Here is a 14409-nt window from a genome sequence, read left to right as displayed (position 1 = left end):
CCCAAATGTGGAGTGCCCGGCCGGAGCTCGTGGTGACCCCTCGGCAGCACGATGGCGCCGGAGTCCGCGGAAGAGTGTTCTCCGGTGTGCCTGCCTTGCCAAGGGGCATCTTCGTCACACTTCCGGCTGGCCAGGGCCGTCCGGGTGACGAACGAGCGCAGGGCCGATCGTACTCACGGCGTGGCACGCATCCGGACATGGGTGCCACGGCCGTCGGTCCAGACGTGCAGCGAGTCGCAGAGCTGGCGGGCGATCCACACCCCGCGTCCCCGCGGGTCCGACGGGTGGGGGGCCTGCAGGCCCGGGAGCGGGTCGCGCAGCACGCCGGCGTCGTCGATCTCGCACAGCAGCCCGCGACCGCCCGTCCACAGCGACAGCTGCGCATCCGGGGTGCCGTGCTCCACGGCGTTCGTGGCCACCTCGTTGACCGCGAGGACGACGTCCTCGATCCGCTCCTGCGGGCAGTCCGAGCCGGCCAGCGCCCGCTCGACGGCCGCCCGCACCTCGTGCAGGCGCCATGCGCTGAACGGCACCTGCACGTCCGGGGGTCCGAGCAGCGGCGGCGCGGGAGCGGGCCGCTCGGTGAGGACCTCGCGGGGGTGGCGGTGGGCGGGGTTGCGCTGCAGCTGCCCGTCGACGAGCAGCAGCGGGTGGTTGCGCCGGGCGCCGTCGAGGATCTCCTGGTGCACGGCGAGCTCGGGGTAGGAGCAGGTGAGGCGCACCGGCAGGTCGGCCAGCGCCACGTTGAGGGCGGCGTCGAGCTCGGTCCAGAACCTGCCGTCGGCGCCGTCGAGGTGGTCGAGGTGCTCGGTGAGGACCGTGACCGGGCCGGCGGGGGTGGCGGTGAGCGCACGCAGCTCGAGCGCCCAGTGCGTGGCCGTGGTCTGGGCGGAGACGCCCTCGGCGTCGTCGGCGGCGGTGAGGGCGACCAGTGCCGCCGCGCCGCCCAGGTGCGCGTCGAGGGCGTCGCGGGTGGCCGGCGCGAGGGCCACGGCGACCCGCTCACCGCGGTCGAGGGCCGCGGCGGCGAGGGGGCCCAGCTGTGCCACCGGGTCGCCGCCGTGCGGGCGGAAGCCCACGGCGTGCTGGAGCCGGACGGCGGCGGCCGACCGCGTGGTCTCGACCTTCACGGCGGGTCGCCCGGTCCGTCGGCGGGGGCGCCGGGCGTGCCGGGGTGCGGCCGGACGACGAGCTGGCTGGCGAACGGCGCGCCGCACCGGTCGAGCACGCGTTGCACGCGCGGGCGCGCGCCGGTGAGCACGAGCCGGTGGGCGCTGGGGAACTCCTCGGCGGCGTGGACCAGCCCGACGGCGCCCGCGACGTCGAGGAACCGCAGCGACGACAGGTCGAGCGCGATGTCGTCGGGCGCGTCCGGTGCGCGCAGCGCGGTGTCCAGCGCGTTCTCCAGCAGCTTGCGGATGCGCGGGCGGTTGCTGTGGTCGACCTCTCCCGCCACCCGGGCGGAGCCGATGCCCGTGGCGGTGATGCGCAGCAGCCCGTCGTCGTAGACGGCCGGGGCCAGCACCTCGGTGGTGTGCGCCGCGCGCATCGCGTCGACGAACTCGTCGGGGAAGCGGACGCGATCGTAGAGGCACAGCACGCGGGCCGGCCGGTCCCGCACCTGCTCGTCGACGACGCGGTCCCACTCGACCATCGAGCCCTCGGCGGTGCGCTGCAGGCCTGCCTGGAGCTGCCCGCAGAAGCGCACACCCGGGTAGCCGTCCGCGAGGGCGTCGTCGATCACGGTGCGCACGGAATCGCCGAGCTCGCTGAGCGGGCTGTTCAGAGCAGCGCGGGTGGTCTCGGCGGGGACGACGGTGAACCGGCCCTCGCGCATGGGCGTGGCGACCGGGACGCCGTCGTCGGTCATCCGTTCGAGCACCTGCGCCAGTGTGCCGTCGTCGAAGTAGACGACCCGTTCACCGAGGTCGAGGCCCGCGGCGAGGAAGCCGGCGGTGACCTCCCACAGCTGCTCGTCGCTGATCGGGACTGCGAGGGCGTGGCCGATGGACCGGTAGTCCTCGACCGTTGTCGTCATCACGCATCCCGGGGTGGCGGCAGGGGGTCATGCAGCAGGGCCGCAGTGTCCCACGCAGGACGCAGCGTCACGCCCACGACACTCTACGTCGTCCAACCGAGCCGCGACTCACCCGGTCGGGCGACGACGGTGAACGGCCGGCTCCGCTCAGGGGACCAGCGCCGGCACCATCGCCTCCACGAGGTGGGGGCCGGGCTCGGCGGTGGCCCGGCGCAGGGCGTCGGCCAGTTCCTCGGCGGTGGTGGCGCGTACGCCGGGGACGCCCATGCCGCGGGCGAGCGCGACGAAGTCGAGTTCCGGACCACCGAGGTCGAGCAGCGCCCGCGCGCGGGAGCCGCCGGTGTCGGCCGCCCCCACCTGCGGTGCGCCCACTTGCATCAGCTCCGTGCGCAGGATCGCGTAGGCGCTGTTGTGGTAGATGATCGTGGTGATGTCCAGCCCCTCCCGGGCGTGGGTCCACAGCGCCGAGATCGTGTACATCGCGCTGCCGTCGGCCTGCAGGCACCACACCGGCCGGTCCGGGCAGGCCACGGCCGCGCCCGTGGCGGTGGGCAGCCCGTAGCCGATGGAGCCGCCGGTGAGGGTGAGCCAGTCGTGGCGCGGCGCGCCCGCGGTGGTGGCGGGCAGGCCGAGCCCGGAGGTCACCGACTCGTCCACGACGACGGCACCCTCGGGCAGCAGCGCCCCCACCACCGCGGCCGCGGTGGACACGGTGAGCGGCCCGGTGGGCAGCTCGGGACGCGACGCAGGCGCCAGGCGCGGCGCGGTGCCGGGCGCGAGGAGGTCGGCGAGCTCCTCGAGCGCGGCCGTCGCGGTGCCGTCGGTCAGGGGGCCCTCGCGCCCCGCGAGCGGGTGCACGTCGCACCCCGGCGGGACGAGGTCGGACGGCTTGCCCGGGTAGGCGAAGAACGACACCGGCGAGCGGGCGCCGGCCAGCACCAGGTGGCGTGACCCCGCGAGCTGCGCAACGGCCGCGTCGACCGCATAGGGCAGCCGGTCGACCCGCGCGACCCCGGCGCCCCGCTCGAGCCGGGTGGGAAAGGTCTCGGCGAGCACCCGGGCCCCGGTGGCGGCCGCGATCCGGTCGGCCGCGGCGAGACCTGCGGCTCGGGTGGCATCGCCCCCGACGAGCAGGACGCACGGCTCGCCGGAGCTCAGGGCGTCGGCCGCGGCCCGCAGCGCGTCCGGCGCCACCGGGGTGCGCGCCGCCACCGGCAGCGGCTCGGTGACCGGCTCGCCGCCGTCGTTCCAGCTGACGTCGGCCGGCAGGACCAGCGTGGCCACCTGGCCCGCCCGGGCGGCCGCCACCGCGGCGGCCGCGTCGGCGCCGATCTCGGCGGTGAGCGCGCCGTGGCGCACCCAGCCCGACACGGCGCCCGCGATCGCGGCGATGTCGGACTGCAGCGGCGCGTCGTACTTCGCGTGCGTGGTGGCGTGGTCGCCGACGACGTTGACGACGGGGGTGCCGGCGCGGCGGGCGTTGTGCAGGTTGGCCAACCCGTTGCCGAGCCCGGGGCCCAGGTGCAGCAGGGTGGCGGCGGGCCGTTCGGCCATCCGGGCGTAGCCGTCGGCCGCTCCGGTGGCCACGCCCTCGAACAGCGTGAGCACCGCGCGCATCTGCGGCACCCCGTCCAGCGCGGCCACGAAGTGCATCTCCGACGTGCCGGGGTTGGCGAAGCAGGTGTCGACCCCGCTCGCCAGGAGCGAGCGCAGCAGCGCCTGGGCGCCGTTCACGCGGCCTCCGTCCCCCGGACCGCCACGGAGGTGGTGGGGGAGGAGACGAGGGTCTGCAGCACCACGCAGTAGCGCTCGGTGAGCTTCACCAGCGTGGCGATCTCCTCCGTGCTCGCGGTGGTGTCCAGGTCGAAGGTGAGGCGGATGTCGCGGAACCCGACGGGGGCCTGCTTGTCGACGCCGAGGGTGCCCCGGAAGTCCAGGTCGCCCTCCGCGTGCACGCTGCCCGCGACCGAGAGACCCAGCGACGTGGCGACCGCGCGCAGCGTGACACCGGCGCAGGCCACGAGCGCCTCCAGCAGCATGTCGCCCGAGCACAGCTGGGTGCCGTCGCCGCCGGTGGCCGGGTGCAGGCCCGCCTCGGCCAGCGCGGTGGCCGTGCGCACCCGGCAGGCGACGCCGTTGCCGTCGAGCTCACCCTCCGCGGTGAGCGTGACGACGGCGGCCTGCGGGTCCTCGCGGTAGCGCGCCTTCAGGGGTGCCTGCCGCTCCTTCAGCGTTTCCGGGCCGTTCGTCGCGTCGCGCTTCTCGGTCACGCCGCTCTCGGCCACGCCGCTCTCGTCCACACCGTGCTTCTCCATGGCCTGCATCGTGCCTGCCGGCGCCGCACGGCGCGACGGCCCGTCGACCCGGATAGGCTCGTGGCCGTGGTCGACCCGTTGCCGAGCAGCCCGGTGACCGACCGCGTGCTCACGATCCCCAACCTGCTCAGCCTGGTGCGCCTCGCCGGGGTGCCGCTGTTCCTGTACCTGCTGCTGGCGCCCGGCGGCAGCGCGTGGGGGGCGGATTTCTGGGCGATCGTCGTGCTCGCCGTCGGCGGCATCACGGACTGGCTCGACGGCAAGCTCGCCCGGCTGCTGGGCCAGTACAGCAAGCTCGGCGCCTTCCTCGACCCGGCGGTGGACCGGCTCTACATCCTCGCGGCGCTGGTGGCGTTGGGTGTGCGGGAGGTCGTGCCGTGGTGGGCGGTCATCGCGCTGGTGGCCCGCGACCTGGTGCTCGGCGCCACCCTGCCGGTCCTGCGCGCCCGCGGGTACGGCCCGTACGAGGTCGTCTACCTCGGGAAGGGGGCCACCTTCCTGCTGCTCTACGCGTTCCCCCTGCTGCTGGCCGCGCAGGCGCAGGGCTGGTTCGCCGACCTCGCCCGGCCGTTCGCGTACGGCTTCGCCGTGTGGGGCACGGCCCTCTACCTCTACAGCGGCCTGCTCTACCTGGCCCAGTTCGTCCGCGCGATGCGCGCACCGGCGCATGCGGCGGGTGTCGGGGGCGGCGTGCGGGGCGGGGGATAGTCTTCGCCCGTGATCCCCGAGGACCTCCGCTACACCGATGCCCACGAGTGGGTGCGCGACCTGGGGGGCGGGGTGGTCCGGATCGGCATCACCGACCACGCCCAGTCCCAGCTCGGCGATGTCGTCTTCGTCCAGCTCCCCGCCGTCGGCGACGAGGTCGCCGCGGGCGCGGCGGTGGGCGAGGTCGAGTCCACGAAGTCGGTCTCGGACATCTACATGCCCGTCACCGGCACCGTCGCGGCCGTCAACGACGCGCTGGAGGCCAACCCGGAGCTGGTGAACTCCGGACCCTACGAAGGGGGCTGGATGCTCGACGTGCAGCTCCCCGACGGATCGGGCGTTCCGGACGATCTGCTCGACGCAGCGGCGTACCGCGAACTGGTCGGGACCTGACCGGCCCTTCCACCACCACCGGTGCGCGGTAGGTTGGCGGGATCGCACGAGCTCCCGCGACCCACGCCGCCACCAGACGTCGCCACGCACCACCCGCGTCGGCGGCGTTCCACAGGCACCACACCAGCCACCAGGAGGAGACCCCGAGGTGACCACGAACGACGGGCCCGGCGTGCCCCCGGAGCGCGAGCGCTCCCCGGAGACCACCTCGGTCTTCCGCGCGGACTTCCTCTCCGAGTCCGAGCCGCCCGCCCAGGACCAGCCGGTCTCCGGTGTCGACTCGCTGCCCGCAGGCGCAGCGCTGCTGATCGTGAAGCGCGGGCCCAATGCGGGGTCGCGCTTCCTCCTGGACCGCGCGTCCACGAGCGCGGGACGACACCCGGACAGCGACATCTTCCTCGACGACGTCACCGTCTCGCGCCGTCATGCGGAGTTCCGCAGCGACGCGGGCGAGTTCGTCGTCGTCGACGTCGGCAGCCTCAACGGCACCTACGTGAACCGGGAGCCGGTGGACACCGCCGTGCTCGCCAACGGCGACGAGGTGCAGATCGGAAAGTTCCGGCTGGTCTTCCTCACCGGACCGCGCGAACCGGGCGCCGGAGGCTGACGCACGGCGACCCGCCGACGCCCGTCCGGAGGCGGGCGCGGGCCGGGCACGCCGTGTAGCGTCGGGAAGTGCAGGACCGCGAGGAGGAGCGTGGCGATGAGCGAAATGCGAGTCGTGGGAGTGCGGGTCGAACTCCCCGCGAACCAGCCGATCCTCTTGTTGCGGGAGACCGGCGGCGAACGCTACCTGCCGATCTGGATCGGATCGGTCGAAGCCACCGCCATCGCCCTTGAGCAGCAGGGGGTCAAGCCCGCCCGCCCGCTCACACACGACCTGCTCAAGGACGTGATCAACGCGCTGGGGCGTCGCCTCGAGCAGGTGCGCATCACCGACCTGCAAGAGGGCACGTTCTACGCGGAGCTGGTGTTCGACGGCGGTGTCACCGTGTCGGCGCGGCCGAGTGACTCCGTGGCGCTCGCGCTGCGGATCGGCGTACCGATCCACGCTGAGGAGAGCGTCCTGACGGAGGCCGGGTTGATCATCCCGGACGAGCAGGAGGACGAGGTCGAGAAGTTCCGCGAGTTCCTCGACTCGATCTCCCCGGAGGACTTCCGCGGCGCCCAGCCCTAGGTCGTGTGCCCGGCGGCGCGCCGCGTTGACGCCCCACCCCGCACAGCCATATCGTCGGATCCTCAAGCCCGTCGGCTCCGGCAGCCCTTCCGGTCGTCGGAGCCGGGCTCCGGCGGAAGGAGTTCGGTGGAGCAGCCGCCGTCCGGCGAGCCCGAGCAGGGCGAGCTCTTTCCCGACCCGTTGCTGGGGAGTGGCCTCGACGGCCTTCCCGACCAGCTCGCAGGGTTCCGGGGGCCCACCGCCTGCCAGGTCGTCGGCATCACGTACCGCCAGCTCGACTACTGGGCGCGCACCGGGCTCGTCGTCCCGTCGATCCGCGGTGCCGCGGGGTCGGGGTCGCAGCGGCTCTACTCCTTCAAGGACGTGCTCGTCCTGAAGGTCGTGAAGCGGCTCCTGGACGCCGGGGTGTCGTTGCAGAACATCCGCGTCGCCGTCGAGCACCTGCGTCGTCGCGGCATCCGCGACCTGGCAGGGATCACCTTGTTCAGCGACGGCACCACCGTGTACGAGTGCGCATCGCCGGAGGAGGTCGTCGACCTGCTGCGCGGCGGCCAGGGCGTGTTCGGCATCGCTGTCGGTGGGGCGATGAAGGAGATCAGCGGCTCGATCAAGGACTTCCCGGTGGAGCGCGCCGACGGTGGCACCGTCGACGACTCGCCCGAGGACGAGCTGTCGCGCCGCCGGGCCCGGCGGGCCATCAGCTGAGCGGTAGCATCGGCGGGTAGTCGCCGAACCCGCGCGGGAGAGAACCGGACCCGCCCGGTCGCCGAAGGAGCAACTCCTCCCCGGAACCTCTCAGGCACCCAGGACCGCGCGGGCGAGACGCCTCTGGAAAGCGACGGGTGAGCCCGTCCGCCGACGGGGAAAGCCCTGGCAACAGGGTGAATCTCTCAGGCGCCCGGTCGCCGGGCGGGGACAGAGGGGGAGGGCGGTTCCACCCTGCCCGACCCGCCCGCTCTGCCGGAGGATCCCGTGACCGACATGCCTGCGACCGACAGCCCCGCCCTCTCCGACCTCGAGCGCGGTACGCCGTTCGTCGACCGGCACGTCGGTCCGCGCCCGGCCGAGCTGGACACCATGCTCGCCGCCATCGGCGCCGGCTCGCTCGACGAGCTCGCCGCCGCCGCGGTGCCCGACAGCATCCGGGACACGGAGCCGGTGCCGTCGTCGCTGCCCCCGGCGGCCACCGAGAGCGAGGTTCTCGCCGAGCTGCGGGCCCTCGCCGCCCGCAACACGGTCACCGTCCCGATGATCGGGCTGGGCTACGCCGGGACCGTGACCCCGCCGGTCATCCGGCGTCACGTGCTGGAGAACCCCGCCTGGTACACGGCCTACACCCCCTACCAGCCGGAGATCAGCCAGGGCCGGCTGGAGGCGCTGCTGACGTTCCAGACCGTCGTCGCCGACCTCACCGGCCTCCCGGTGGCCGGCGCGTCGCTGCTGGACGAGGCCACCGCTGCCGCGGAGGCGATGACCCTGCTGCGCCGCGCGGGCCGCTCCCGCTCCCCGCGGTTCGTCGTGGACGCCGACACGCTGCCGCAGACCCTCGACGTGCTGCGCACCCGGGCCGAGCCGCTGGGCATCGAGCTCGTGGTGGCCGACCTGGGGGAGGGGCTGCCCGAGGGCGAGCTGTTCGGGCTGCTGCTGAGCTACCCGGGCGCGTCCGGCGCCGTACGCGATCCGGCGGGCCTGATCGAGGCCGCCCACGAGCGCGGCGCGCTGGCCGCCGTGGCCGCCGACCTGCTGGCGCTGACGTTGCTCACCCCGCCCGGCGAGCTGGGGGCCGACGCCGTGGTCGGCACGACCCAGCGGTTCGGCGTCCCGCTCGGCTTCGGCGGTCCGCACGCGGGCTACCTGTCGGTGCACGAGAAGCACGCCCGGCAGCTGCCGGGGCGCCTGGTCGGGATGTCCCGCGACGCCGACGGCAACCCGGCACTGCGGCTGGCGCTGCAGACCCGCGAGCAGCACATCCGCCGGGAGAAGGCCACCTCCAACATCTGCACGGCGCAGGTCCTGCTGGCCGTCGTGGCCGCCTGCTACGCCGTGTACCACGGGCCGGACGGGCTGCGGCGCATCGCGCAGCGCGCCCACCGGATGGCGGCCGTGCTCGCCGCCGGGCTGCGCGCGGGCGGTGTGGAGGTGGAGCACGGTGAGTTCTTCGACACCGTGGCGGTCCGCGTGCCCGGCCGCGCCGAGGGGATCGCCGACGCCGCGCACGCGGCCGGGATCGCGCTGCGCCGGGTGGACGCCGACACGCTCGGGATCGCCTGCTCCGAGCTGACCACGGTGGCGCACCTGGAGGCGGTCTGGTCGGCCTTCGGCGTCGACGCGGACGCGTCCGCGCTGGACCGCGGGACCGCGGATGCGCTGCCGTCCGCGCTGCGGCGCACGTCGGAGTACCTCACGCACCCGGTGTTCCACTCCCACCGCAGCGAGACGTCGCTGATGCGCTGGCTGCGCCGCCTCGCCGACGCCGACCTGGCGCTGGACCGCACGATGATCCCGCTGGGGTCGTGCACGATGAAGCTCAACGCGGCCGTGGAGATGGAGCCGATCACCTGGCCCGCCTTCGCCGACCTGCACCCGTTCGCCCCCGAGGCCGACACCGCCGGCAGCCTGGAGCTGATCGCCGACCTCGAGCGCTGGCTCGCCGAGCTCACCGGCTACGCGGCCGTGTCGCTGCAGCCCAACGCGGGCAGCCAGGGCGAGCTCGCCGGGCTGCTCGCGATCGCGGCCTACCACCGCAGCCGGGGCGAGGCGCAGCGCGAGGTCTGCCTGATCCCGGCCAGCGCCCACGGCACCAACGCCGCGTCCGCCGTGATGGCCGGCATGCGCGTGGTGGTGGTGGCCACGGCGCCGACCGGTGACGTGGACCTCGACGACCTGCACGCCAAGATCGCCGAGCACGGCGACGCGCTGGCCGCGCTGATGATCACCTACCCGTCCACGCACGGGGTGTTCGAGGCGCGGGTCCGCGAGGTCTGCGACGCGGTGCACGCGGCGGGCGGGCAGGTCTACGTCGACGGCGCGAACCTCAACGCGCTGGTCGGGCTGGCGCGGCCGGGCGCGTTCGGTGGCGACGTCAGCCACCTCAACCTGCACAAGACCTTCTGCATCCCGCACGGCGGTGGCGGTCCCGGCGTCGGGCCGGTGGCCGTGGCCGAGCACCTGGCGCCGTTCCTGCCGGGTCGTGCGGGGAAGGACGGGCAGAGCGTCGGTGCGGTGTCGGCGGCCCCGTACGGCAGCCCGGGGGTGCTGCCGATCTCGTGGGCCTACGTGCGGCTGATGGGCACCGAGGGCCTGCGCCGGGCCACGCTCACCGCGGTGGCGGCCGCCAACTACGTGGCGGCGCGGCTGCGCGAGCACTACCCGGTGCTCTACGCGGGCGCGGAGGGGCACGTCGCCCACGAGTGCATCCTCGACCTGCGTGCGATCTCCAAGGAGAGCGGAGTCACGATCGACGACGTCGCCAAGCGGCTGGCCGACTACGGCATCCACGCCCCGACGATGTCGTTCCCGGTGGCCGGCACGCTGATGGTCGAGCCCACCGAGAGCGAGGACCTCGCCGAGATCGACCGCTTCGTCGACGCCATGATCGGTATCCGCAAGGAGATCGAGCGGGTGGCGGCGGGGGAGTGGCCGGTGACGGACAACCCGTTGCGCGGCGCCCCGCACACGGCCGCGTGCCTGGTGGACAAGTGGGACCACCCGTACACGCGGGAGATCGCCGCGTACCCGACCGGCGGCACGCCCGGCGTGCACGACCGGAAGGTGTGGGCGCCCGTGCGCCGGATCGAGGGCGCCTACGGCGACCGCAACCTGGTCTGCAGCTGCCCGCCGGTGGAGGCGTACACCTCCTGACGCACCCCACGTGGACGGGCGGGTCCCCCTCCGGCCCGCCCGTCCACGAGTAAGAGACACGAGGTGCCCGGCAGATACAGCGTCCTTCAGATGTCAACGAAACATTGACGCCTCCAAAACGCCAACGATTCGTGGACACCGAACTCCCGCCACGGGGACGACGCAGCGGCGCCGAAGGGCTGCTCAGTCGGCGTGGGCTGCCCGCGTGACCGCCCGGCGGCGGTGGGGGTCGGTCAGCAGGTCCGTGTTGTCGGTGTGCTGGTCGATCGCGCCGACGCGGGGGAGGGGGGTCAGGGCCGGGTCCGTGAGCGTCGCGAGGAGGGCGTCCGCGAAGCGGGCGGCCATCAGCACCCGGAACGGCCTGCCGAAGTAGGGGCGGGTACTGGGGTCGAGCGGCTCGGCGAGCCCGGTGCCGTTCTGTTCGGCGGCCAGCGCCTCGTAGGCGGTGGCGAGGTGCTGCTCGCGTTCCCGCCAGTCCGTCGCGGCCAGCGCGGCGCGCAGGACGGGGTCGAGGGCGCCGGCCACGGGCAGGCCGGCGAACGCGCTGCCCAGCCACTTGCCGTACGGCGGGTAGCGGCGGTGCAGCAGCAGGGCCAGGCGCATGAGGTCGCGCACGAGCCGGGCCGCCACGACGGCGGAGCCGAGCTCGTCGCCCACCTCGCCGCAGCGGCCGACGAAGGCCTCCTCCTGCGAGATCCGCTGCCACTGGCAGGCGAGTACGTAGCGCCAGACGTCGGGCGGGTACCAGCGCAGCGACTCCCGCAGCGGCTCGAGCTCTCCGAGGCCGTCGTGGAAGACGGCCCCGCCGGTGACCTCGGCGAGCGCCTGGGTCGGGACGGCGAGCCAGTCGAGCGCGCTGAGCCCGGCGCGCGGATCGAGGCCCAGGTGGTGGGGGAGCCACGCGTCGAGGGTCGAGATGCCGACCCGGTGCCGGACGGGCCCGTCGGTCGGGGCCATCCGGCCGATGTGGTCGCCCTCGACGGTCTCGAAGTGCGTCGACCAGCCGGCGAACGAGCGGGGGAGGCGCTCGGCGAGCCGTCGGTCCAGCTCGGTGGTGCGCCCGGAGTCGGCGGGGGAGAGGAGCAGCGTCAGCCGGGGGCCCCACTCGTGGTCGGTCGAGCGCGGGGTGTCGTAGCCGAGCACCTCGGAGCCGCTGCCGATGCGCGCGGCCGAGTGCGGTACGCCGTCGAGCAGCGGCCGGACGGCCTCGGCGTAGAAGGCGCGGGAGAGCTGGAGTCCTGGCACGAACACGCCGGCATCCTGCCGGTGCGGTTCCCGTGGCGCGCGGGGATTTCGGACGGGCACGGGTCGACCGGCAGGAACGCGGTCAGGGCTGGTGCAAGGCCCGTGCGATCGCGTGGCGGGCCAAGCCCGCGGCCGCCCTGTCGTGCTGAAGCTGCATGGCCGCGTTCAGCGCCAGCCCGGCGGCGACGATCTCGAACAGTGCCTGGTCGATGTCGAACCCGGCGGGTAGTTCGCCGTTCTCCACTGCTGCGGCCAGGTCCGACCGCAGTTGTCCACGCCAGTGCGACCACACCTCGGCCACCGCGTCGCGGACCCGGCCGGGACGGCCGTCGTACTCGGTGAGCGCCGCGGTCATCAGGCAGCCGCCGGGCAGCAGCGGGGTTTCCAGATAGCCCACGGATCCGTCGCACACCGCGCGCAGGCGCCGCAGGCCCGGTGGCTCGCCCAGTACGGGCTCGACCACCCGGTGCCAGAAGTCCACGAACGCCTTGTCCAACGTGGAGATCTGGAGCGTCTCCTTGGTGCCGAAGTGCTTGTGCACCCCGGACTTGCTCATCTCCAGCTCCTCGGCGAGCCGGCCGATGGTGATGCCGTCGAGCCCTTCCACGGAGGCGATCTCGGCGGCGCGGCCGAGAATCCGGCCCCTGGTGGCCTGCGCTTCGGCGGCTGAACGTCGTGGCGACATGTGACAAAGATAGCGTACGACTGTTCGCTATTGTGTTAGCGAACGGCCGTACGCTAACGTCCGCGGCAACCACTGAGACCGAGGAGAACGCGATGCGGGTGCGACGACTGGGCTGGGCAGGACTGGAGATCGAGGCCGGCGGTGAGCTGCTGGTCATCGACTACGTGCGGGACCTCTCACCGCTGTTCACGGGGTGGAAGTCCGGCGTGGGGCTGGAGGTGCCGAGCGCGACGGTCACCGCCGCACTGGTCACTCACCTGCACCGGGACCACACCGATGCGTCCGCGCTCGCGGACGTGCTGGCGCCGGGGGCGCCGGTGCTGCGACCGGCGCCCGGTCACGGCGACGACGTGGACAACGTGGCGGCGCTGCCGGCCGAACGCGAGCTGACCCTGCACCGACTGGCTACCGAGGTGGTGGACGCCTGGTCCTCCCGGGACATCGGGCCGTTCCGCGTCACCGCGGTGCCCGCCGTCGACGGGCTGGGGGACCCACAGCTGAACTGGGTGGTGCAGGTCGGGGTGCCGTTAAGGAACGTGTCACCAGGGGCGAAGTAGGTCGCGACCTCGGCTCGTCGCCTTGGGCTGATGGGCTACAGCGTCAGGTACTCGCGGATCTTGCCGCGCTGGTGCGGGCGCGGGTCGCCGAGGGCGATGCCCAGGGTGGGTAGCTGCCTGGCGATCTGTAGGTCGGTCAGGGGCGGGCCGACCGGGACATCGGCGTAGCCACGGTCGTCGTCGCTCCACGCGGAGGGCTCGCCGGTGACGGCGCGGACGCGGGCCACGACGCCGTCGACGACGTAGACCATCGCGCGGAGCCGGGTCCGGCGGGCCGGGGCGATGGGGAACCACTTGCGGTCGGCCTCGAGCTGGAACTTCTCGCCGGCGCCGGTCTCGCCGTAGCGCCGCTGTGTGTGGTCGACTTTCGGGCGGCTATTGCGGTAGATGATCAGGGCGCAGTCGCGGCCGTCGCCGTGGGCGTGCAGCGCCCGGTAGAGGGTGCTGCGCCCGACCCGGAAGGTGTCGGCGATCTGGTCGACGGTGTGCTGGCCGGTGTCATACATCTGCTGGGCGGTGTCGAGCTGACGTGCCGAGAGCGCCGCGGGCCGTCCGCCGACCCGGCCGCGGGCCCGCGCGGCGGCGAGGCCGTCGAGGGTGCCGTCGACGATCATCTCGCGGTCGTACTCGGCCAGGGCGGCCAGGAAGTGGAACACCAGCCGCCCCCCGGGGGTGGAGGTGTCGATGCCCTGTTCGAGCACCACGAAGTCGACCTGTCCGTCGCCGAAGCGGCGCACGAGGTCGAGCAGGTGCTGCTGGGAGCGCCCGATGCGCTTGAGCCGGGTGACCACCACCTCGTCGCCGGGGACCAGGAGGCCGAGCAGGGTGTCGAGTTTCGGTCGGGAGGCGAGCTTGCCGGAGACCTTTTCGACGAACAGGTTCTCGGGCGGGACGCCGGCGGCGACCAGGGCGTCGGTCTGGTGGTCGGTGTTCTGCTCGCGGGTGGAGACCCGCGCGTACCCGTAGCGCGTCACGACACGAGTCCCCTTAACCCTGATCGGGCCAGTTCCGAGATGTTGATTTCGGTACCGAGTTGCAGGCTGGATCTTAGCTGGGTGTCCGGTCGGGCGCTGAATGAGTCTCGGTAACGATCGTTTCCGGGACTGATGGCCTCAAGTACATAACCACGGTGACGCCGATCAGCGCACCGGCGAGGTAGAAGCTGTCGGGCGGTGCTCGTCGAGCACGACGCCTCAGATCAGGGGCCGGCCACGGCGATGCCGCAGCAGGCGGCCAGGGCGCACTCAAGGACGGAGTCGGGAGCGCGCAGACGAGGGGCATCGCGCATGGGCTGGAACGCGATCTTGGCGTGCGCCTGGCTGCAGACGTCTCAGGCCAGTTGCGCAGCTTTCCTGCGCATGTCGCGTTCGGACGTGCGCAATTGAATTGTGGGCAATCCCGCAAGGGTGAGGTGCGTGGCCGATCTGCTG

The 14409-nt window shown here is 73.5% G+C and carries 14 protein-coding genes and 1 riboswitch; of the genes, 7 read left to right on the top strand and 7 right to left on the bottom strand.

The window, feature by feature from the left end; genetic code table 11:
* Positions 1 to 173: 173 nt before the first annotated feature.
* The 4 genes from CFP66_RS30300 to CFP66_RS30285 form a co-directional block, all read right to left on the bottom strand.
* Positions 174 to 1130: an ATP-binding protein gene (locus tag CFP66_RS30300; RefSeq protein ID WP_158228269.1), complete on the bottom strand. Its 957-nt coding sequence runs from the start codon at positions 1128 to 1130 to the stop codon at positions 174 to 176.
* Entirely contained in the window at positions 1127 to 2038 is a 912-nt protein-coding gene (locus tag CFP66_RS30295) for an MEDS domain-containing protein (RefSeq protein WP_094928618.1), read from the bottom strand. Before CFP66_RS30295 ends, CFP66_RS30300 begins: the two co-directional genes overlap by 4 nt.
* Before the next feature lie 147 nt (positions 2039 to 2185).
* Complete coding sequence (locus tag CFP66_RS30290; protein ID WP_094928617.1) at positions 2186 to 3772, bottom strand: acetolactate synthase large subunit; 1587 nt, start codon at positions 3770 to 3772, stop codon at positions 2186 to 2188.
* Positions 3769 to 4353, bottom strand: coding sequence for an OsmC family protein (locus tag CFP66_RS30285; protein ID WP_094928616.1), 585 nt, complete (start codon positions 4351 to 4353; stop codon positions 3769 to 3771). The genes CFP66_RS30290 and CFP66_RS30285 overlap by 4 nt, the downstream gene beginning before the upstream one ends.
* Positions 4354 to 4419: 66 nt before the next feature.
* Here CFP66_RS30285 and CFP66_RS30280 point away from each other — a divergent pair, with 66 nt between their 5' ends.
* The 6 genes from CFP66_RS30280 (at position 4420) to gcvP (ending at position 10492) form a co-directional block, all read left to right on the top strand.
* Positions 4420 to 5061, top strand: a complete 642-nt coding sequence (locus tag CFP66_RS30280; protein ID WP_233159832.1) for a CDP-alcohol phosphatidyltransferase family protein — start codon at positions 4420 to 4422, stop codon at positions 5059 to 5061.
* Between the two features lie 9 nt (positions 5062 to 5070).
* Positions 5071 to 5454, top strand: a complete 384-nt coding sequence (gene gcvH, locus CFP66_RS30275) for a glycine cleavage system protein GcvH (protein WP_094928614.1) — start codon at positions 5071 to 5073, stop codon at positions 5452 to 5454.
* Between the two features lie 148 nt (positions 5455 to 5602).
* On the top strand, positions 5603 to 6061 hold the full coding sequence (gene garA / locus CFP66_RS30270; RefSeq protein WP_094928613.1) for a glycogen accumulation regulator GarA: 459 nt from the start codon (positions 5603 to 5605) through the stop codon (positions 6059 to 6061).
* A gap of 96 nt (positions 6062 to 6157) precedes the next feature.
* On the top strand, positions 6158 to 6631 hold the full coding sequence (locus tag CFP66_RS30265) for a bifunctional nuclease family protein (RefSeq protein WP_094928671.1): 474 nt from the start codon (positions 6158 to 6160) through the stop codon (positions 6629 to 6631).
* 126 nt (positions 6632 to 6757) lie between these two features.
* The gene (locus CFP66_RS30260; RefSeq protein WP_198961758.1) at positions 6758 to 7336 is read left to right on the top strand and encodes a MerR family transcriptional regulator; all 579 of its coding nucleotides are present in this window, start codon (positions 6758 to 6760) and stop codon (positions 7334 to 7336) included.
* A 24-nt stretch (positions 7337 to 7360) separates the two neighbouring features.
* A riboswitch (glycine riboswitch) is annotated at positions 7361 to 7453 on the top strand.
* Positions 7454 to 7612: 159 nt separating this feature from the next.
* Positions 7613 to 10492 carry an aminomethyl-transferring glycine dehydrogenase gene (gene gcvP / locus CFP66_RS30255; protein WP_094928669.1) on the top strand — a complete coding sequence of 960 codons (2880 nt, stop codon included), beginning with the start codon at positions 7613 to 7615 and terminating at the stop codon, positions 10490 to 10492.
* A gap of 183 nt (positions 10493 to 10675) precedes the next feature.
* Here gcvP and CFP66_RS30250 read toward each other — a convergent pair whose 3' ends face one another.
* Together CFP66_RS30250 and CFP66_RS30245 are read right to left on the bottom strand one after the other, a co-directional pair.
* Positions 10676 to 11743: a DUF4037 domain-containing protein gene (locus tag CFP66_RS30250; RefSeq protein ID WP_094928612.1), complete on the bottom strand. Its 1068-nt coding sequence runs from the start codon at positions 11741 to 11743 to the stop codon at positions 10676 to 10678.
* 76 nt (positions 11744 to 11819) lie between these two features.
* Positions 11820 to 12422, bottom strand: a complete 603-nt coding sequence (locus CFP66_RS30245; RefSeq protein ID WP_094928611.1) for a TetR/AcrR family transcriptional regulator — start codon at positions 12420 to 12422, stop codon at positions 11820 to 11822.
* A 92-nt stretch (positions 12423 to 12514) separates the two neighbouring features.
* Here CFP66_RS30245 and CFP66_RS30240 point away from each other — a divergent pair, with 92 nt between their 5' ends.
* Positions 12515 to 12979, top strand: coding sequence for an MBL fold metallo-hydrolase (locus CFP66_RS30240; RefSeq protein WP_233159831.1), 465 nt, complete (start codon positions 12515 to 12517; stop codon positions 12977 to 12979).
* Between the two features lie 35 nt (positions 12980 to 13014).
* Here CFP66_RS30240 and CFP66_RS30235 read toward each other — a convergent pair whose 3' ends face one another.
* On the bottom strand, positions 13015 to 13953 hold the full coding sequence (locus CFP66_RS30235) for a recombinase family protein (RefSeq protein ID WP_094928610.1): 939 nt from the start codon (positions 13951 to 13953) through the stop codon (positions 13015 to 13017).
* Positions 13954 to 14409 lie beyond the last annotated feature (456 nt).

It is taken from the genome of Pseudonocardia sp. MH-G8 (assembly GCF_002262885.1).
GTDB lineage: Bacteria > Actinomycetota > Actinomycetes > Mycobacteriales > Pseudonocardiaceae > Pseudonocardia.
This window is presented reverse-complemented; position numbering and strand designations above follow the sequence as displayed.

Excerpts from the sequence above, each read along its gene's own strand:
- CFP66_RS30285 (WP_094928616.1), bottom strand. The coding sequence starts at position 4,353 with ATGGAGAAGCACGGTGTGGACGAGAGCGGCGTGGCCGAGAGCGGCGTG.
- CFP66_RS30265 (WP_094928671.1), top strand. The coding sequence starts at position 6,158 with ATGAGCGAAATGCGAGTCGTGGGAGTGCGGGTCGAACTCCCCGCGAAC.
- gcvP (WP_094928669.1), top strand. The coding sequence starts at position 7,613 with ATGCCTGCGACCGACAGCCCCGCCCTCTCCGACCTCGAGCGCGGTACG.
- CFP66_RS30240 (WP_233159831.1), top strand. The coding sequence starts at position 12,515 with ATGCGGGTGCGACGACTGGGCTGGGCAGGACTGGAGATCGAGGCCGGC.
- CFP66_RS30295 (WP_094928618.1), bottom strand. The coding sequence starts at position 2,038 with ATGACGACAACGGTCGAGGACTACCGGTCCATCGGCCACGCCCTCGCA.
- CFP66_RS30245 (WP_094928611.1), bottom strand. The coding sequence starts at position 12,422 with ATGTCGCCACGACGTTCAGCCGCCGAAGCGCAGGCCACCAGGGGCCGG.